Here is a 17,847-nt window from a genome sequence, read left to right on the forward strand (position 1 = left end):
CCACTATGATTCAGACAAACGGGCGCGGCAGTGTTGATTTTTATCAAGTAAGCACCTCTCCCGCCGGACGGCGGCCCATCAGGCGTAATGCTTGAGGCCGCACAACATCGGCCACTGGCCGCTGCGTTCTAATGGACAGCGTTGGCTGCATAGCCGCCCCCTCCTTGACCGCCATGGCCAGCCTCGCCCATTTCCTCTATTTTTCCCGCTTGCAAGGGCTTGCCGACAGCCTGCGCCAGCTGGGCTGGCGCGACAGCGCCTGGCTGGCCGTGGCGCGGCTGCTGGAACGCGTGCCGGGCGGCGCTGCGCGCTGCACCGTTACCAGTTCGTCGCGCAGGCCGTGGCGCCCGGCTCGCTGTGCCGGGGGCGCGGCCAGTCGATCACGGTGATGCCCTGTCTGGCGGAGGCGGACTTGCCGCCCGGCCCCGAACGCCACCCGGGCGTGCTGGCCGAACGCTACCGGCAAGGCGCGCAATGCCTGGTGGCCCGCGCCGGCAACGACAGCATGGCCGGCTGGATCTGGCTGCTGCGCCACGGCTGCCAGGAAGACGAGGTGCGCGCCCGCTATGCGCTGGCCTCAAACCAGTCGTCGTGGGACCTGGACGTGTGGGTGCATCCCGGCCAGCGCGGCGGACTGGTCTTCGCCCGCCTGTGGGAAGAAGCCAACGCCGTGCTGCACGCGCAGGGCGTGCGCTGGTCGTGCAGCCGCATCTCGCGCTTCAACCGCGCCTCGCTGGGCGCCCACGCGCGCCTGGGCACGCACGCGCTGGGCACGGCCACCTTTATCCGCTGCGGACGCTGGCAATGGATGGCCGCCAGCCTGCCGCCGTATCTGCATCTGTCGCGCCGCCCGGACGACATCCCCTGCCTGGCCTTCGATACGTCGTCCCTGCCGCACTACCCTTCCCTGGAGCTGACATGCCGCATCTTGAAGCAGTAAAACGCATCCTCGACACCACCCTGGGCTTGAACGGGCGCGCGCTGGAAGCCCGCACGCCGCTGCTGGGCAGCGTGCCGGAGCTCGATTCGATGGCCGTGATCGGCGTGATCGCCGCGCTGGAAGAGCATTTCGGCATCATCGTCGCCGACGACGACATCCACGCGCGCCACTTCGCCACCGTCGGCACCCTGCACGATTTCGTGTCCACAAAGCTGCGGCCATGAACAGCGCCGCCATCGACGCCCTGCCGCTGCTGCCCTTCTTCCTGCCGGCCAGCGGCGGCCAGCGCTACTGCCTGCTGCACCTGCCGCCGCCGGGCCGCGGCGCGCGCGGCGGCATCGTCTACGTGCATCCATTTGCCGAGGAACTCAATAAAAGCCGCCACGTGGCCGCGGCGCAGGCGCGCGCCTTTGCCGCCGCCGGCTACAGCGTGCTGCAGATCGACCTGTACGGCTGCGGCGACAGCAGCGGCGACTTCGGCGACGCGCGCTGGGACATCTGGCACAACGACCTGCACCTGGCTTGCGCGTGGCTGGCGCAGCGCGTCGACGGCCCGTTGACCGTCTGGGGCTTGCGCCTGGGCGCCCTGCTGGCACTCGATTTCGCCAGCCGCGCGCCGCTGCCGCTGGCGCGTTTGCTGCTGTGGCAACCGGAACCCGATGGACGGCGCGTCATCGACCGCTTCCTGCGCCTGCGCCTGGCGGCGGGCATGCTGGCCGGCGGCACGCGGGAGGCGCCGGGCCATGCCCGCGCCGCACTGGCGCAAGGCGAGTCCGTGGAAGTGGCCGGCTACCTGCTGGCGCCGGAACTGGCGCACGCCATCGATGGCATCAGCGCTGCCGCCCTGCTGCCGTCCGTTCCCGTCTACTGGCTCGATTACCGGGGAGCGGAACAGGCAGCCGCACCCTGCCGCCGCTGGCGCGCGAATGGCGCGAACACGGCGCCGCCGTGCACGTGGCCAGCTTCGGCGACGGCCCGTTCTGGCACAGCGGCGAGCTGCTGGCGTGTCCGCAACTGCTGCACGCCACGCGGGCGCTGTGCCGCGACTGGCTCGACGAGGAAAGGACGCCGCCATGAAACGCGACAGCAGTCAGCAGCACCTCGCGGCGCACGCCGTGCGCGAGCTGGCCCTGCGCTTTCGCAGCGCGGCGGAAGACGGCGAGGCGCAGGCGCGCATGGTCGGCATCCTCAGCCTGCCCGCCGCGCCCGGCCCGCGCGGCGTGTTGATCGTCACGGGCGGGCCGCAGTACCGGATCGGCAGCCACCGCCAGTTCGTCCTGCTGGCCCGCGCCCTGGCCGCGCAAGGCTGGCCCGTGCTGCGGTTCGACCTGCGCGGCATGGGCGACAGCGAGGGGCGCCCGCGCGACTACCGCGCCGCCGGTCCCGACATCGCCGGCGCGCTGGCGCAATTCTTCGACGCCGTGCCATCCTTGCGCGAAGTGGCGCTGTGGGGCTTGTGCGACGGCGCCACGGCGGCCGCCTGCCATGCGCCGCGCGATGCGCGCGTCCATGCCCTGGTGCTGCTCAACCCGTGGGTGCGCAGCAGCGCCGGCCTGGCGCGCGCCACCTTGCGCCATTATTATTTGCCGCGCCTGCTGCAAGGCGCGTTCTGGCGCAAGCTGGCTGGCGGCGGACTGCAGCTGGGCGCCAGCCTGGCGTCGCTGCGGCAGGTGGCGGCCGCCACGCAGGAGCAGGCAACGCCAGACGACGATGCGCCCGCGCCGGCCATGCTGCGGTCGCTGGCGCAATTCCAGGGCAAGGTGCTCTTGATCCTCAGCGGCGACGACCTCGGCGCGCGCGAGTGGCAAGCGCTGCTCGCTGGCGACCCGGCCTGGCGCGGCGTGGCCGCCCGCGCGCAATGGACGCAGGCGCGGGTCGAGGGCGCCAACCATACGTTCGCCAGCGCCGCCTGGCGCGGCGCAGTGGAAGAGCTGTGCGCACGCTGGCTGCAGTCATGCTAGACGCCAGTCCGAACGCGGCCCGGCCGAACGCGGCCCGACCAAAACGGGTACTGATGGTCGCCTACCATTTTCCGCCGCTGGCCGGCGGCAGCGGCATTTTGCGCACCCTGGGCTTCGCCCGTCATTTGCCCGCCTGCGGCTGGCAGCCGCTGGTGCTCAGTCCCAGCCCTGTCGCGTATGCGCAAAAAGGAACGTCGCAGCTGGCGCAGATCGGGGAGCGCGCCACCGTGCGGCGCACCCTGGCGCTGGACGCGGCGCGCCATTTGTCCATCGCCGGACGCTATCCGCGCTGCCTGGCCTTGCCCGACCGCTGGAGTTCCTGGTGGCTGAGCGCCGTGCCGGCCGGCCTGCGCATGATCCGCGAGTACCGCCCGGACGCCATCTGGTCCACGTATCCGATCGCCACGGCGCACCTGATCGCGCTGACCCTGCAAAAACTCAGCGGCCTGCCGTGGATCGCCGACCAGCGCGACCCCATGCTGGACGACAGCGACCCGCTGGCGCCGTATCCGTCCGAGCCGCGCCTGCACCGCATGCATGCGTGGATCGAACAGCGCATCGCTGCGCGCGGCGCGGCCATCGTCTGCACCACGCCGGGCGCCATCGACGCGCACCGGCGGCGCCTGGCGCAGGTGGGACGCGAGCGTTTCCACCTGATCGAAAATGGCTACGATGAAGACGGCTACCCGGACAGCCCTGCGCGCACGGGACACGGCGGCCGCTTTTTGCTGCTGCACAGCGGCGTGATCTACCCGTCCGAGCGCGATCCGCAAGCGCTGTTCGAGGCGCTGGCCCGGCTGCGCCGCGACGGCGTGCTGCATGCGCGCAATTTCCAGCTGGTGCTGCGCGCCACGGGCCACGATGCGTGGCTGGCGGGCCTGCTGGCGAAGTACGGCATCGGGGACCTCGTCAGCCTGGAACCGTTGCAGCCGCACGGCGCGGCGCTGCGGGAAATGCTGGCCGCCGACGGCCTGCTGCTGCTGCAGGCGGCCAACTGCAACGGGCAGATTCCCGCCAAGCTGTATGAATACCTGCGCTGCCGCCGGCCCATCCTCGCGCTGACGGACGTGGCGGGCGACAGCGCGGCCAAGCTGCGCCACTGCGGCATCGACACCATCGGCCAGCTGGCCTCGAGCGGCGATTGCGCGCGCGCGCTGCTGCGCTTCCTGGAAATGGCGCACCAGGGCCGCGCGCCGCTGGCCAGCCCCACGGCCATCGCCCTGGAATCGCGGCAAGCCCGCAGCAACGCCCTGGCCGAGGTGCTGGACCAGGTCAGCCACAGGAGAACAGCATGAAGCATCCGATACTCGCCTGCACCCTGGCCGCCTGCTGCGGCATGACGGCGGCCGCATGCCCGCCCTACGTCAAGGGCACCACGGGCGGCGACTATACGAACGCGGAAGACCGAGAGGGCCTGTCCGTCGTCGAGCAATTCCATTTTTCGCGCGCAGTGGAAACGCTCACGCAAGGCATGACGACCAGCGTGGGCGGCGACATCAGCTACACCCTGGAGCACTTCCCGAACCACCACCGGGCGCTGGCCTCGATGGCGAAACTGGGTTTGCGCCTGAAAAGCGCGCAGCCGCCCGGCGCCCGCTACACGATCAGCTGCTTTTTCGAGCGCGCCATCGCCTTCGCGCCCCACGACGTGACGGCGCGCATGGTGTATGGCAGCTACCTGCTGGCCACGGGCCAGGATGGGGCGGCGCTGGAACAGCTGGACGCGGCCAGCCGCCTGGCGCCCGAGCAGGCCACGATCCAGTACAACCTGGGCCTGATGTACGTGAAAAAGAAGGAATACGAGAAGGCCAGCGCGCACGCGCAAAAGCCTATGCGCTGGGCTTTCCCCTGCCGGGCCTGAAGAACAAGCTGAAGGCGGCAGGCAAGTGGAAGGAACCGCCGCCGGCGCCGGCCGCCGTTGAAGCGAAGGAAGCACCGAAAGCAGAAGAACCGGCCGTGCCGCCGGCCGAAGATCCTAGCGGGGCATGAGGGCTGGCCGGCTGGCCACGCTCAGGTGACCCGTCGGCGAGGCGGCCAGCGCGGCGGCCAGGTCGCGCCGCGCTTGCGCCTTGTCTTCGGCACCGCCGATGTGCGCCAGTTCGGCCGGCTGCAGCACGGTGACGGTGAGCAGCAGCACTTCGCCATACGGCGTGGCGAACGCGGGAGGAAGCGTGGCCGCTCCCTGGGCCAGCAGCACGCCTACCTGTTCGTCCTCGTCTTCGAGGCCTGCCGGCGCATCCCGCACGTCCAGCACCATCGACACGCTGCCGTGGCGCTGCACCAGCAAATCGATGGAACCGTGGTCGGCCACGTTCTGGCTGACCTGGTAGATCACGTCGAACAGCCACGATGCCTGCACGGGATCGCCGTCGAAGGCGGACAGCGGCGCCTCGATGCACACTTCCAGCAGGTGGCCGCGCGGCACGAACACGTCGTCGTCATCCTCGAACGGATCGCTCAAGCCGTCACTGGCGATGAGGATGGAATCGGCACGGCGGATCACGCGCCAGGCCTGGCGCAGCGATGGCCAGCGCGGACCGCCCATGAAGGCGGGGTTGACCAGCGGCGCCAGCACGTCGGCATCTACGCTGCCCAGGGTGGCATAAAAGGCGTCGCGCGCGGCGCAGGCCGTTGCCAGCATCTGCGCGCCCGCCTCCTTGCCGACGACGGCGTCGTCCGGTTGCGGTACTTGCGGGATAGCGTTTTCAGGCATGAGAATACTCCTTGAATTAGTCGGCGGGAGGAAAATCGTGATAGGAACGGGGCAGATAGCCCCAGATGCGCGCCACCCGGTCGCGCACCTCGAAATCGAAGCCGATGCGTTGGAGCTCGGGCACGATCCACACGCCATGGTCGATGATTTTCTTCGGCAGCAGCATGGCCACGTGTTCTTCCGAGTACAGGCTGATGTCGAACCATTCCACGCCCAGGAACGGAAACGGCGGATGGTAATCCCATTCCGTGTCCCAGCGCGACACGTAGCCGCTGACGGAGCCGTAGCGGTACGACGGCGCCCAGTCGGTGCGCCCGCGCATGAAGGCCAGCAGCTCGTTCCACTTGCAGTCGTTGGCGGCGCCGGCCAGGTTGCGCCGCGCGATGTGGCCGCGCAGCTTGCGCTTGATGTCGTCGCCGCCCGCGTCGGCCAGCGGCAGGCTGGCGTGCGCCGCCAGGGCCATCAGCGCGCCACCGGCTTGACTTTCGACGCGGCCAGCACGGCCCGTTCGCGCGCCGTGTCGATATCGCCGGCCGTGGCCAGCGCCACGCCCATGCGGCGGCGGGCGAACGATTCCGGCTTGCCGAACAGGCGCAGGTCGGCGCCCGGCACGCTCAAGGCGTCGGCCACGCCTTCGAAGGCGATGCCTTTCGCTTCCAGCTGGCCGTAGATGACGGCCGAGGCGCCGGGCGAGCGCAGCGCCACGTTGACGGGTAGACCCAGGATGGCTTTCGCGTGCAGCTCGAATTCGCTCTGCACCTGGCTGGCCATGGTGACCATGCCCGTGTCGTGCGGACGGGGGCTCACTTCCGAGAACCACACCATGTCGTCCTTGACGAACAGCTCCACGCCGAACAGGCCCAGGCCGCCCAGGTTGTCCGTCACCTTGCGGGCGATGTCGCGCGAACGCTCGAGAGCCAGCGGCGCCATGCGCGCCGGCTGCCACGATTCCACGTAGTCGCCGTGTACCTGCAAATGGCCGATCGGTTCGCAGAACTGCGTCTCGATCTGTCCCGAGGCGCCCACGGCGCGCACCGTCAGCAGGGTGATTTCGTAGTCGAAGTCGATGAAACCCTCGACGATGACGCGGCCCGTATCGACGCGGCTGCCGCTGGCCGCATACGCCCACGCCGCCTCCACGTCAGCGGCGCCATCCAGTTTGGACTGGCCCTTGCCCGACGAGGACATCACGGGTTTCACCACGCACGGGAAGCCGATCTCCTGGCAAGCGGCCTGCAACTCCTGCAGGCTGCTGGCGAAGCGGTAGGGAGAAGTCGCCACGCCGAGCGTTTCGGCGGCCAGCGTGCGGATGCCTTCGCGGTTCATCGTCAGCACGGCCGCGCGCGCATTCGGGATGCACGTGATCTGCCCCGCCGCTTCCAGCGCCGCCAGGGTCTCGGTGGCGATGGCTTCGATTTCCGGCACGATCAGGTCCGGCTTTTCCAGGGCGATCAGGGCGGCCAGCGCCACGCCGTCGCTCATGTCGATCACGTGCGAACGGTGCGCCACGGGGTGGCCCGGCGCGTTCGGATAGCGGTCGACGGCGATCACTTCCACGCCCAGGCGCTGCAGCGCGATGATCACTTCCTTGCCCAGTTCGCCGGAACCCAGCAGCATGACCTTGATGGCGGTGGAAGACAATGGCGTGCCGAAGGTGCGGGGCGCGATGGTGTTGCTGGTGCTGATAGTCATGGGCAGGGTCAATCTGACAATGGAAAGATGGCCGGAACTATAGCAAATGCCGGCCATCTTGGACAGGGCGCGCCGCTGGCGTGCGCCCCCTGCCCCGCATGGCAGGCTAGCCCGCGTACGCGCGCTTGATTTCGTCGATGTCGATCTTCTTCATGCCCATCATGGCCTTCATCACGCGCTGGGCCTTGACGGGGTCGGGGTCGCCCAGCAGCTTGACCATGATGGTGGGCACGATTTGCCACGATACGCCGAACTGGTCCTTGAGCCAGCTGCATTGCTGCGCTTCCGGCGGCCCGCCCCGGGACAGCAGATTCCAGTAGTGGTCAACCTCGTCCTGGGTTTCGCAATTGACCTGGAACGAGATCGCTTCGGAGAACTGGAACAGGGGGCCGCCGTTCAAGCCCGTAAACGTCTGGCCATCGAGCTCGAAGGCCACCGTCAGCACGCTGCCCGGCTCCTGGCCGTGGATTTCCTTGCCCTCCTCGCCGTAGCGCAGGATCTGGCCGATCTTTGAATTGGGAAATATTTCCGTATAAAACCGGGCCGCCGCCTCGGCGTTGCCGTTGAACCATAAACATGGGGTAATCTTTTGTACGCTGTGCATGATGTCTCCCTTGGCCGGTGTATGGATTAGCCCCTCTAATATAGTCACAATTGCGCCGCCGGGGCGCGCAATTTGCCGCCGCCTTGCGCGACGTCGTCGCGTCCCAGGATGCCGGCGCTGGCCAGCAGCCGCAAGCGGGCCGAGCGCCATTCCGCCTGGCAACGGATGCGCTCCTGCCGCGCCTCGAGCAGCGCCGACTGCGTGTTCAGCATTTCCAGGATATCGGCCGCGCCCAGGCCAAACTTGCGCCGCACGCTGGCCAGCGCGTCCTGCGCCGCATCCAGCCACGCTTGCGAGGCGGCCAGGTTGGCCAGCGCCGTGCTGGCATCCGCATGCGCTTTCACCAGTTCCATCAGGGTCTGCTGCCGCACTTCCTCAGCCTCGGCTTCCCTTTGCCCCGCCTGCGCCTGCGCGCCGCGCACCTTGTAGTGGCGCGCAAAACCGTCGAACAGGGGGATGTTGAGCGAGATGCCCACCAGGGTTTCGCGCGTGGAGGCCGGCGACAAGCCCTGGTTCGGACGGCCGTTCTGGTAGAGATTGGCCGTCAGGTCGATGCTGGGGCGGCCCTCCGAGCGGGCAATGTCCACCCGATCGCGCGCCGCCGCCAGCTGCGCCTGCGCCGCCAGGATGGCCGGGTGGCGCTCCCTGGCCCTTGCCAGCCAGGCGTGCAGCTCATCCTGCAAACCCCCGTGCAGGTCCGCCGCCGCGCCGTCCGCGTCCTCATCCAGGACCACGCCCGCATCGGCCGGCAAGCCCAGGGTGTAAATGAGCACCGCGCGCGCCTTCTGGAACTCGCCGTCGGCGCGGCTGGCGCCCAGGGCCGCCTTGGCCAGGGCGCTGGCCGCCTGCAGGGTGTCGCTGTGCGAGCCGAGACCCCGCTGGGCGCGGCGCTGCGTGGCCTGCACCGTTTCATTGGCCAGCGCCTGGTAATCCTGCCGCATGCGCACGCTGGCGCGCGCCGTCTGCGCCTCGAAATACGCGCTGACCGTCGCCGCCAGGGTCTTTTGCAGCACGGCGTCGCGGTTGGCCAGGGCCGCGTCCAGCATGGCTTGCGCGGAACGCTGGCCCGCCGCGCGCCCGCCGAAGTCGAACAGGCGCCAGGACAGGCTCAGCGAACCCGTATTGCTGTTCAGGCTGCCGGACGGCGTGTCCGCGCCCGGATAGGCGGTGCGGTCATGCACCCGGCTCAAGCCCCCATTCAGGGTGGGCAGATAGGCGGCCCTGGCCTCGCCCACGCCGGCCGCCTGCAGCCGGATGCCGGCCCAGGCGCCGTGCACCTGCGCGTTGCGGCACAGGGCCAGGTCGACGGCCGCCGGCAGGGTCAATGGGACTGCGGCTTCGTAGGTAGATGGACATGGCGCGGCGTCCGGCATCTGCGCCCGGACTGGCGCGGCGGCCAGGAACAAACCGGCGGCGAAGAAAATGGCGGCGTGCCTAGCGTTCATGCAGCGCCTCCTTCTGGTGCCGCACCAGCGGCGAGAGCACATATTCGACCACCCTGCGCGTGCCCGTGCGGATTTCCGCGCGCACGGCCATGCCGGCCGACAGCGGCACCAATCTGCCGTCGATGACGATGGCCGGCTGGCGCAAGGTGATCCTGACGGCGTAGACGGGGCCCTTCTTTTCATCCTCGATGGCGTCGCGCGAGACGCTGCTGACGACGGCGGGCACGGTGCCATACTTGGTGTAGTCGAAGGCGTCGACCTTGACGGCGACCGCCTGCCCTGCCTGCACAAAGCCCACGTCGCGGTTTTCCAGCATGGCGTCGATTTCCAGCCTGCCCTGGCGCGGCACGATCTGCATCAGCGCCTGCGCGGCCGGCACCACGCCGCCCACCGTATGCAGCTTGAGCTGCTGCACCGTGCCGTCGACGGGCGCCGTCAGGCGCAGCAGGCTGCCGCGGGCGCCCGCGCGGCGCGCATCCTGGCCGCTGGCCGCCGCCACTCTCGCGCCTTCCGCCAGCGCGTCGTAGGCGTCTTTCCGCGTCTGCGCCACCAGGGCCGCCCGCTCGCTGCGGGCCGACGCCAGCTGGCCGGCCAGGTCGATGCGCGCCTGCTCCTTGTCCAGCCACGCGTGTTCGGCCACGTCGCGCGTGGCCAGCAGCACCCGGTAATCGCCGGCCCGCTGCGCCGCCAGCGGCAGCGCCTGCGCGTAGCGGGCGATTTCGCCGTCGAGATGCGCCAGCCGGGCGCGAAAACTCGCGTACTGGCCATCCACATGCGCCTGCGCGGCGGCGCGCTCCAGCGCGGATGCCTGCTCCGGCGCCGCCAGCTTCGGCGGCGCGTGCGTATCGACGGCGGCGATCAGCGCGCGCGCGCGGGCCATCTGCAGCGCAGCCGCCACGGCGTCGCCGGCCGCCTTGTCGCGCTCGGCATCCGGCCCCCGGCTGTCGAGCTCCACCAGCAGCTGGCCCGCCTGCACGGCCTGCCCCTCGCGCACGTGCAGGGCGCGCACGGCGGCCACGTCGACGGAAGCGATGGTCTTGGTGTTGCCGGATGGAATGATCTTACCGGCCGCATGCACGATGATGTCGACCTTGCCGAAGACGGCCCACAGCACCACGCAGCCGACCAGCAGCATCAGCACCCTGGCCGTGAGGCGCAGCGACGGCGACACGGGCCGCTCCTGCAGCGCCAGCGCGGCCGGCAGGAAGGCCGCCTCGTCTTCGCTGAGCACGGGGCCGCTCAATGCGGCGCGGCTTTGCCAGCTATGCCGCAGCACCTGGGCATAACGTTTCAATAACTCGCCATACGCGGCGAGACGGTGGCCGGCGCTCATGTTGCGTCCCCTGTTGCGCTCCCGGCGCCGCCCTGCTGCAGGCTGTACAAATGGGCGTAGATGCCGCCCGGCCGTTTCAGCAGCACGTCGTGGCTGCCCAGTTCCGCCACTTGCCCCCGCTCCATGACGACAATGCGGTGCGCTTCGCGCACGGCCGACAGGCGGTGAGCGATGATCAGCACCGTGCGCCCCGCGCAAATGCCGCGCATATTATCCTGGATAATCTTTTCCGACTCGTAGTCGAGCGCGCTCGTCGCCTCGTCAAAAATCAGGATGCGCGGGTCGCCGATCAGGGCGCGGGCGATGGCGATGCGCTGGCGCTGGCCACCCGAGAGGCCCGTGCCGTGCTCGCCCACCATGGTGTCGTAGCCTTCCGGCAGCTCGCAGATAAAATCGTGGGCGCCTGCCAGTTTCGCCACGGCAATGACCGCCTCGATGGGCAGCGCCGGGTCGCTCAGGGCGATGTTGTCGCGCACGGAACGGTTGAACAGGATGTTTTCCTGCAGCACCACGCCGATCTGGCGCCGCAGCGACGCCGTGTCGATGACGGCGATGTCCTGCCCGTCGATCAGCACCTTGCCCCGCTCGGGGATGTACAGGCGCTGCGCCAGCCGCGTCAGGGTGCTCTTGCCGGAGCCGGAACGCCCGACGATGCCGATCACCTCGCCGGGCGCGATGGCGATCGACACCTCGCGCAGCACCTCGGCCGCGTCCGGCCGGTAGCGGAAACCCACCTGCTGGAAGTCGATGGCGCCGGCGATGCGCGGCAGGCGCGCCTTCTGGCTGCCCGCGTTTTGGCTGCCCGCTTCCGTGCGGGCGTTGAGGATATCGCCCAGCCGGCTCATGGAAATGCCCACTTGCTGGAAATCGTTCCACAGCTGCGCCAGGCGCAGGATGGGCGAGGCCACCTGCCCCGCCAGCATATTGAAGGCCACCAGCTCGCCCACCGTCATCCTGCCGTCAATGACGAGGGTGGCGCCCCACCACATGATGGCCGCCGTCACCAGCTTGCTCACCAGGGTGACGCCGCCGCTGGCCAGCATGCCGATGTTGTTCGCGGACAGGCCGGCCGACACATAGCCGGCCAGCTGCCTTTCCCACTGCTGCTGCCAGCGCGGTTCGACGGCCATGGCCTTGACGGTATCGACGCCGCTGATGGTTTCAACCAGAAAAGACTGGTTTTCCGCGCTGCGGTTGAATTTCTCGTTCAAGCGCCCCCGCAGCACGGGCGTGAGCAGCATCGACAGGGCCGCGTAGACGGGGATCGACGCGAGCACGACGACGCTGAGCGCGGCGCTGTACCACAGCATCGCGGCGATGAAGATGAAGGAAAACAGCAGGTCGAGCACCAGGGTCATGGCGTTGCCGGTAAGAAAAGAGCGGATGTTTTCCAGTTCATGGATGCGCGCCACGGAATCGCCCACGCGGCGCGCCTGGAAATACGCGATCGGCAAGGCCAGCAAGTGGCGGAACAGGCGCGCGCCCAGTTCCACGTCGATCTTGCTGCTGGTGCGCGCGAAAACATAGGTGCGGATGAGGCCCAGCGCCGCCTCGAAGACGATGGCGCAGACCAGGCCGATGGCCACCACGTTCAAGGTCTGCATGGCGTGGTTGACCAGCACCTTGTCCATCACCACCTGGAAAAACAGGGGCGTGGCCAGGCCGATCAATTGCAGCACGAAGGAAATGAGCAGCACTTCGCCCAGCAGCCTGCGGTATTTGACGATGGCGGGGATGAACCAGCTGAAGTCGAAGCGGGCCGTCTCGCCCGCATAGCTGGCCTTGCTGGTAAAGAAGATCAGTTCGCCCGACCAGGCGGCGAGGAAAGCGTCGCGGCCGAGGATCTGCGGCGGCTGGCCCGGATGCTGGATCAACACCTTGCTCACGGCGCCGTCGCTGCTGTCGACCTTGCCGAGGATAAAGAAACGCCCGTCGTGACCGATGGCGATGGCGGGCAGCGGCGCTTGCGCCAGCCGTTCGGGCGGCTGGCGCACCAGCTTGGCCGTCAAGCCCAGCCCTTTCGCGGCCAGCAAGACGGTTTGGCGCGTAAACACGGCCTGGCCGAAAGCGTGCTTGAGCTGGGCGCCATCGGCGGCGATGCCGTGCAGGCTGGCCATCAGCAGCAGCGACAGCAAGCCCGTGTCGGGCGCGGGTTCGGTGGACGAGGTAGCGTGGCGATATGGAAGTGCGGTCATCGGATCATGTCAGAAATTCAATGGCGCAGCCGGGCCGGGACGTGCAAGGCCGGCCCGGCTGCGCGGGGTGGAACTACGTGCTCAAGCGATCAACGTAAGCGATCATTGCGCTGCCGCCAGCTGGATCTGCGTCGACGGGTTGCCGTGGCCGGACCAGGGCGCCGATGCGGCCGCGGGCACGGCAAAACCGGCCATGGCCTGCACCAGCTGCGCCGGATCGGCTTGCCAGGCAGCGGATCCGCCCTGGCTGGCCACGCCGAATTGCTGCGCAGCACGCCAGTTCTGCGCCAGCGCCGGCGCCAGGATGGCAGCCGTGCCGGCAGGCAAGGTCAGCTGGCCGGCCGGCGGCGGCGTCAGGCCCGCCATGGCCTGCACGAGGTTTTGCACATTGCTACCCAGCAAGACGCGGCCATCGGCCATGCGGAATTCCTCGATGCGCCGCAAGGTGCTCTCGTACCAGCCCGTGACGGTGACCTTGTCGCCCGTGCCGATGGTGCTCACTTCCAGGGCCGTGCCCACCTGGCGGAACCACAGCTGCTCGGCGCTGACGCCGGCCAGGAAGGCCACCACGTCGCGGCTGCCCGCCTCGTCCGCCTCGTTGATCACGTCGACGCCGTCGCCGCGGGCGAAGACATAGGTGTCGTTGCCCAGCGCGCCGGACAGGATGTCGTCGCCCTTGCCGCCTTGCAAGGTATCGTTGCCGAGACCGCCCACAAAGATATTCTTGAGCTCATTGCCCGTCAGCACGTCATCGAACTTGCTGCCGATGACCGCATTGAAGTTGGCCACCACGTCCACGCCCGGACGCGCCGCCAAGGCAGCGCCGACGGGCGCGAAGGCCACCGTCGCACCCGTGCCGGCATTGAGATAATTGAGCGTGTTGCCTGCGCCGGCGCCATCGAGCACGTTGCCGCCAGGGGTATCGACGAAAAACACGTTGTTGGTGTAGGCGCTGCCCGTCACTGCCAGGCCGGGGCCGCTGAGGCGCACGTACTCGACGTTGTCGGCCACCGTGTAGCTGACGCTGGTGTACACGGTGTCGGTGCCGCCGTTGCCCCGCTCCACGATGAAGTCGCCGCTGTGATTGACGTAATAGGTATCGTTGCCGCCCAGTCCTTCCATCAGGTCGGCGCCCGCCGTGCCGTTGATGACGTCGGCATTCGCCGTGCCGACAAAGGTTTGTCCCGTCGGCTGCGTGGGACCGTTGAAGTGCCAGGCCTGTGCCAGCACGGGCGCCAGGGCGGCGGCGGTGCCTGCCGGCAAGGTCAGCTGGCCCAGCGGCGGCGGCGCCAGGTTCGCCATCGCCTGCACCAGCAATTGCACGTCCGCACCACGCAGGATGTGGCCGGCAGCCGTGCGGAATTCCTCGATGTTCGGCGTGGCCGCATTCCAGCCGCGGATGGTGATCTTGTCCGTGGTGCCGATGGTGCTCACTTCCAGGTCCGTGCCCACCTGGCGGAACCACAGCTGGTCGATGTTGATGCCGGCCAGAAAGGCGATGGCATCATAATTGGCTTCTGCAGCCGTTTCGACAATGAGGTCGTTGCCGTCGCCACGGGCGAAGACATAGATATCGTCGCCCAGGCCGCCGGTCAGCAGGTCGTCGCCCTTGCCGCCTTGCAAGGTGTCGTTGCCGAGGCCGCCGGACAGGGTATTTGCCCGCTCGTTGCCGGACAGCACGTCGTCATAGGCGCTGCCTTCCACGCTACTGAAATTGACCAGCACGTCGCTGCCAGGCAGCGCCGTGGGCGTGCCATGGATGGAGTAGAGGGTAGCCACCGCGCCCGTCTGGGAACCGGCATAGCTGGCAACATTATCCAGCCCGGCGCCCAGCAGCACGTTGCTGCCGCTGACGTCGACATGGAAGCGCTGGTCGCTGTTGCTGCCGGACACGGTCAGGCCGGCCGCGCTGATGTGCACCTCTTCGATATGCTCGGCCACCGTGTAGTTGGCGCTGACATAGACGGTATCGCGTCCGCCGCCAGCCTGTTCAACCACCACGTCGCCGCTGTGGTTGACATAATAAATGTCGTCGCCGGCCAGGCCCGCCATCACGTCGGCGCCCGCCGTGCCCTTGATGATGTCCGGGTTCGCCGTGCCGGTAAAGGTGCCATTGCTGGGCTGGTTCGGTCCTTCCGTGCGCCAGTTCTGCGCCAGCGCCGGCGCCAGAGCGGCGGCGGTCGCCGCTGGCAGGGTCAGCTGGCCGGCCGGCGGCATCGCCAGCCCTGCCATCGCCTGCACCAGCTTGTGCACGTCGCTGCCCAGCAGCACGCGGCCTTCGGCCGTGCGGAACTCCTGAATGCGCGGCGCCGCACTGGAAAACCAGGCGTTGACGGTGATCTTGTCGCCGGTGCCGATGGTGCTTACTTCCAGCGCCGTGCCCACCTGGCGGAACCACAGCTGATCGGCGTTGACGCCGGCCAGGAAGGAGACCACGTTATGGCTGCCCGCCTCTTCCCCTTCAACGATCACGTCGGCGCCGTCGCCGCGCGCAAAGATATACGTGTCGCTGCCCTGCATGCCCGCCAGCGTGTCGTCGCCCTTGCCGCCGCGTAGGATATCGTTGCCAAAACCGCCCACGAGGGCGTTTTTGAGCTCGTTGCCGGTCAAGACATCGTCGAGCTTGCTGCCGACGATGTTGGCGATATTGAGCAGCACGTCGCTGCCGGGAGGCGCGCTCACCGGGCCGTTCGCCCCGGACAGGGTGGCCGTCACGCCCGTGGCGGAAGCGGCGTAGTTGACCGCGTTGCCCGTGCCGCCGCCATCGATCCTGTTGCCGCCGGCCGCATCGACGAAAAAGACGTTATTCGTGTTGGCGCTGCCCGTCACGGTCAGCCCGGCGGCAGTCAGGTACACGCTCTCCACGTTGTCGGGCAAGGTGTAATTCACGCTGGTGTACACCTTGTCGCTGCCGCCGTTGGCCAGCTCGACGATCACGTCGCCGCTGTGGTTGACGTAATACGTATCGTCGCCCGCCAGTCCCTCGAGCACGTCGGCGCCCGTGGTGCCGCTGAGCACATCGGCGTTCGCCGTGCCCACGAAACGCTGCGGGGCCGCCAGCGCAGAGCTGTTCAGGTAAGCCTCGACGGCGGAGACGTTGGTGTCAGATGCAATTCTTTCAGTCATGTTGCAGTTTCCTGTCGTTAAACTTCAAAACCAAGAGTGAATATGTCGGCGCAAGCTGACATGCAAGGCAAAAGTCCCGGCCGCATCCACTTGCAGTTCAGCGTGCACCATCAACGGTCCGGCACTTTCGGCGCATGGACGGCGCGCGCTTGAGCGCCGCCTCGCATGCACCCCCTACTGACGCGCAAGCGGACGACACACTGTTATTTGTCATGCAAATGTCACACTGGTGGCAGGAAGCGCAACGGCGGGAGAAGGAAGAGAAAGAAGAAAGGCGCGCGCAGGCGCGCCCGGTGCGGCTGGCGCTTACTTGCCGGGCGCCGCGGCCTGCAAGGCGCGCAGGGTGGCCATGCGGCCGGTAAACAGGGCGAGTGCATCGTCCAGCGCCAGACCCGGCCGGCTGGCGGCAAAACCGGCCCAGGCTGGCGCGTGGCGCGCCGCCTCATTCCGGCCGTGCTGGCCATCGAGCCAGGCGATGGCAGCCATGGCTTGTTCCTGATCAAAGTACAACTGCGGCTGGCGCAGGTAATGCTCAAGATAGCGGTGCAGGTAGTCGCGGCTGGCGGGCGTGTCGAAAACGGCCAGCGCCAGGCAATAGGCGCTGCCCGCGTAGCAGACCTCGCTGGCCAGCAGCAGGCCGCCCAGCTGGTCCGTGAAGGCGCCCTGCCCGGTCAATGCGGCCAGGTAGGCGCCTGCCGTGCGGCTGCGCCAGTCGAATTGCCCCAGCAGGCGGGCGATGAGGGCGGCGTCGGCCTGCGCCAGCCGCGCCACGCATGCGCTTGCCTGGGGCTGGTGCAGACCCATGTACAGGGGCCGCACCCAGTCGTCGCGCATGGCCGCCGTCAACGCTTCCTGCGGCGGCAACGGCGCGATGCCGAACGGGTGGGCGTGGCGCACGATGGCGCCGGCCACGTGGCGCCGCAGGGCGGCGTTGTCATCGCTCAAGGCCAGCCTCCCGAAGTACGCTGATCGAATTGTTCCACCAGGAAATCGATGAATACGCGCAGGCGCGGCGGCAGGTGGCGGCTGGCAGGCCACAGCAGCCAGAACGCCGTGCGCGCCTGCGTATGCGCGTCCAGCAGCGAGACCAGCTGCCCCGCCGCCAGCTCGCGCTGCACGGCAAATGCGGGCAGGTAGGCGATGCCCTGCCCCTGCACGGCCAGGAAGACGCGCATTTCCACGCTGTTGCAGACCATGCCCGGCGCCGGCTGGGCAGACTCCTCCATCAGCGGCCACTGTTCCAGGCGGCCCGTGGCGGGAAAACGGTAGTGCAGGCGCTGGTGCCGCAGCAGTTCGGCGCCGTCGGCGGGCCAGCCATGGCGCGCCAGGTAGGCGGGCGAGGCCACCAGCAGGCGGCGGAACGTGCACAGTTTGCGCCGCATCAAGCCCGAATCGGCCAGTTCGCCCGTGCGCACGGTCGCGTCAAAGCCGTCGCTGACGATGTTGACCATGGCGTCGGAAAAATCGAGATCGAGCTCGATGGCGGGATACGCTTGCATGAAGGCGGCGATGGCCGGCTCGAACAGGCCGCTGTAGCGTGGCAGGCTGATGCGCAGGCGGCCGCTCGGCGCGCCGCCCGATTCGCCCAGCTCGCGCTCGGCCGCTGCCACCTCGGCCAGGATGCGCTTGCAGCGCTGCAGGAATTTTTCTCCTTCGGCCGTCAGCGCCAGGTGCCGCGTGCTGCGCTGGAACAGCCGCGCGCCCAGCCGCGCTTCCATGCGCGCCACGCTCTTGCCCACGGCCGACGATGACAGGCCCAGCAGCCGGCCCGTGGCCGAAAAGCTGCCGCTGTCGGCCACCTGCACGAACATGGCGATCCCGCCCAGGCTATCCATACG

General features: G+C 68.6%; 17 protein-coding genes and 1 pseudogene. 8 read left to right on the forward strand and 10 right to left on the reverse strand.

The features are described 5' to 3' along the window. The first annotated feature begins 173 nt into the window (after positions 1–173). The 8 genes and pseudogenes from ACRHIG_RS18725 to ACRHIG_RS18760 all read left to right on the forward strand — a co-directional run bounded on the left by ACRHIG_RS18725 (position 174) and on the right by ACRHIG_RS18760 (position 4,762). Positions 174–389, forward strand: a complete 216-nt coding sequence (locus ACRHIG_RS18725) for a hypothetical protein (protein ID WP_489627448.1) — start codon at positions 174–176, stop codon at positions 387–389. Then, a complete protein-coding gene (locus tag ACRHIG_RS18730; RefSeq protein WP_489627449.1) occupies positions 341–940 on the forward strand; it encodes a GNAT family N-acetyltransferase in 600 nt (199 codons plus the stop codon). The genes ACRHIG_RS18725 and ACRHIG_RS18730 overlap by 49 nt, the downstream gene beginning before the upstream one ends. Further along, positions 919–1,164, forward strand: coding sequence for an acyl carrier protein (locus ACRHIG_RS18735; protein ID WP_475416353.1), 246 nt, complete (start codon positions 919–921; stop codon positions 1,162–1,164). The genes ACRHIG_RS18730 and ACRHIG_RS18735 overlap by 22 nt, the downstream gene beginning before the upstream one ends. Beyond that, positions 1,161–1,790, forward strand: a pseudogene (locus tag ACRHIG_RS18740) (hydrolase 2, exosortase A system-associated); the annotation flags it as partial. The gene ACRHIG_RS18735 and the pseudogene ACRHIG_RS18740, both read left to right, overlap by 4 nt. 98 nt (positions 1,791–1,888) lie before the next feature. Then, a complete protein-coding gene (locus ACRHIG_RS18745; RefSeq protein ID WP_489630911.1) occupies positions 1,889–2,017 on the forward strand; it encodes a hypothetical protein in 129 nt (42 codons plus the stop codon). Then, complete coding sequence (locus ACRHIG_RS18750) at positions 2,014–2,901, forward strand: hydrolase 1, exosortase A system-associated (RefSeq protein ID WP_489630829.1); 888 nt, start codon at positions 2,014–2,016, stop codon at positions 2,899–2,901. The genes ACRHIG_RS18745 and ACRHIG_RS18750 overlap by 4 nt, the downstream gene beginning before the upstream one ends. Continuing rightward, entirely contained in the window at positions 2,895–4,196 is a 1,302-nt protein-coding gene (locus ACRHIG_RS18755) for a glycosyltransferase (protein ID WP_489630830.1), read from the forward strand. Before ACRHIG_RS18750 ends, ACRHIG_RS18755 begins: the two co-directional genes overlap by 7 nt. Then, positions 4,193–4,762, forward strand: coding sequence for an ABC transporter permease (locus tag ACRHIG_RS18760; protein ID WP_489627450.1), 570 nt, complete (start codon positions 4,193–4,195; stop codon positions 4,760–4,762). Before ACRHIG_RS18755 ends, ACRHIG_RS18760 begins: the two co-directional genes overlap by 4 nt. Before the next feature lie 114 nt (positions 4,763–4,876). Here ACRHIG_RS18760 and ACRHIG_RS18765 read toward each other — a convergent pair whose 3' ends face one another. From ACRHIG_RS18765 to ACRHIG_RS18810, 10 genes are all read right to left on the reverse strand, one after another. Further along, positions 4,877–5,614 (reverse strand): hypothetical protein, encoded by a 738-nt coding sequence (locus ACRHIG_RS18765; RefSeq protein WP_489627451.1) that lies wholly within the window; start codon positions 5,612–5,614, stop codon positions 4,877–4,879. Between the two features lie 16 nt (positions 5,615–5,630). Beyond that, positions 5,631–6,077 (reverse strand): DUF6678 family protein, encoded by a 447-nt coding sequence (locus ACRHIG_RS18770; protein ID WP_489627452.1) that lies wholly within the window; start codon positions 6,075–6,077, stop codon positions 5,631–5,633. Then, positions 6,077–7,306, reverse strand: coding sequence for a formate-dependent phosphoribosylglycinamide formyltransferase (gene purT, locus ACRHIG_RS18775; protein WP_475416360.1), 1,230 nt, complete (start codon positions 7,304–7,306; stop codon positions 6,077–6,079). Before purT ends, ACRHIG_RS18770 begins: the two co-directional genes overlap by 1 nt. Before the next feature lie 106 nt (positions 7,307–7,412). Continuing rightward, entirely contained in the window at positions 7,413–7,910 is a 498-nt protein-coding gene (locus ACRHIG_RS18780; protein WP_475416361.1) for a VOC family protein, read from the reverse strand. 44 nt (positions 7,911–7,954) lie between these two features. Next, positions 7,955–9,355: a TolC family protein gene (locus ACRHIG_RS18785; protein WP_489627453.1), complete on the reverse strand. Its 1,401-nt coding sequence runs from the start codon at positions 9,353–9,355 to the stop codon at positions 7,955–7,957. After that, on the reverse strand, positions 9,345–10,688 hold the full coding sequence (locus tag ACRHIG_RS18790) for an HlyD family type I secretion periplasmic adaptor subunit (RefSeq protein ID WP_489627454.1): 1,344 nt from the start codon (positions 10,686–10,688) through the stop codon (positions 9,345–9,347). Before ACRHIG_RS18790 ends, ACRHIG_RS18785 begins: the two co-directional genes overlap by 11 nt. Further along, positions 10,685–12,883 carry a type I secretion system permease/ATPase gene (locus ACRHIG_RS18795; protein WP_489627455.1) on the reverse strand — a complete coding sequence of 733 codons (2,199 nt, stop codon included), beginning with the start codon at positions 12,881–12,883 and terminating at the stop codon, positions 10,685–10,687. Before ACRHIG_RS18795 ends, ACRHIG_RS18790 begins: the two co-directional genes overlap by 4 nt. Before the next feature lie 102 nt (positions 12,884–12,985). Further along, positions 12,986–16,009 (reverse strand): calcium-binding protein, encoded by a 3,024-nt coding sequence (locus ACRHIG_RS18800; protein ID WP_489627456.1) that lies wholly within the window; start codon positions 16,007–16,009, stop codon positions 12,986–12,988. Positions 16,010–16,315: 306 nt separating this feature from the next. Next, positions 16,316–16,954 carry a DUF6000 family protein gene (locus tag ACRHIG_RS18805; RefSeq protein WP_489627457.1) on the reverse strand — a complete coding sequence of 213 codons (639 nt, stop codon included), beginning with the start codon at positions 16,952–16,954 and terminating at the stop codon, positions 16,316–16,318. After that, a complete protein-coding gene (locus tag ACRHIG_RS18810) occupies positions 16,951–17,844 on the reverse strand; it encodes a LysR family transcriptional regulator (RefSeq protein ID WP_489627458.1) in 894 nt (297 codons plus the stop codon). Before ACRHIG_RS18810 ends, ACRHIG_RS18805 begins: the two co-directional genes overlap by 4 nt. Positions 17,845–17,847 lie beyond the last annotated feature (3 nt).

This window comes from Janthinobacterium sp. C22 (assembly GCF_057919405.1).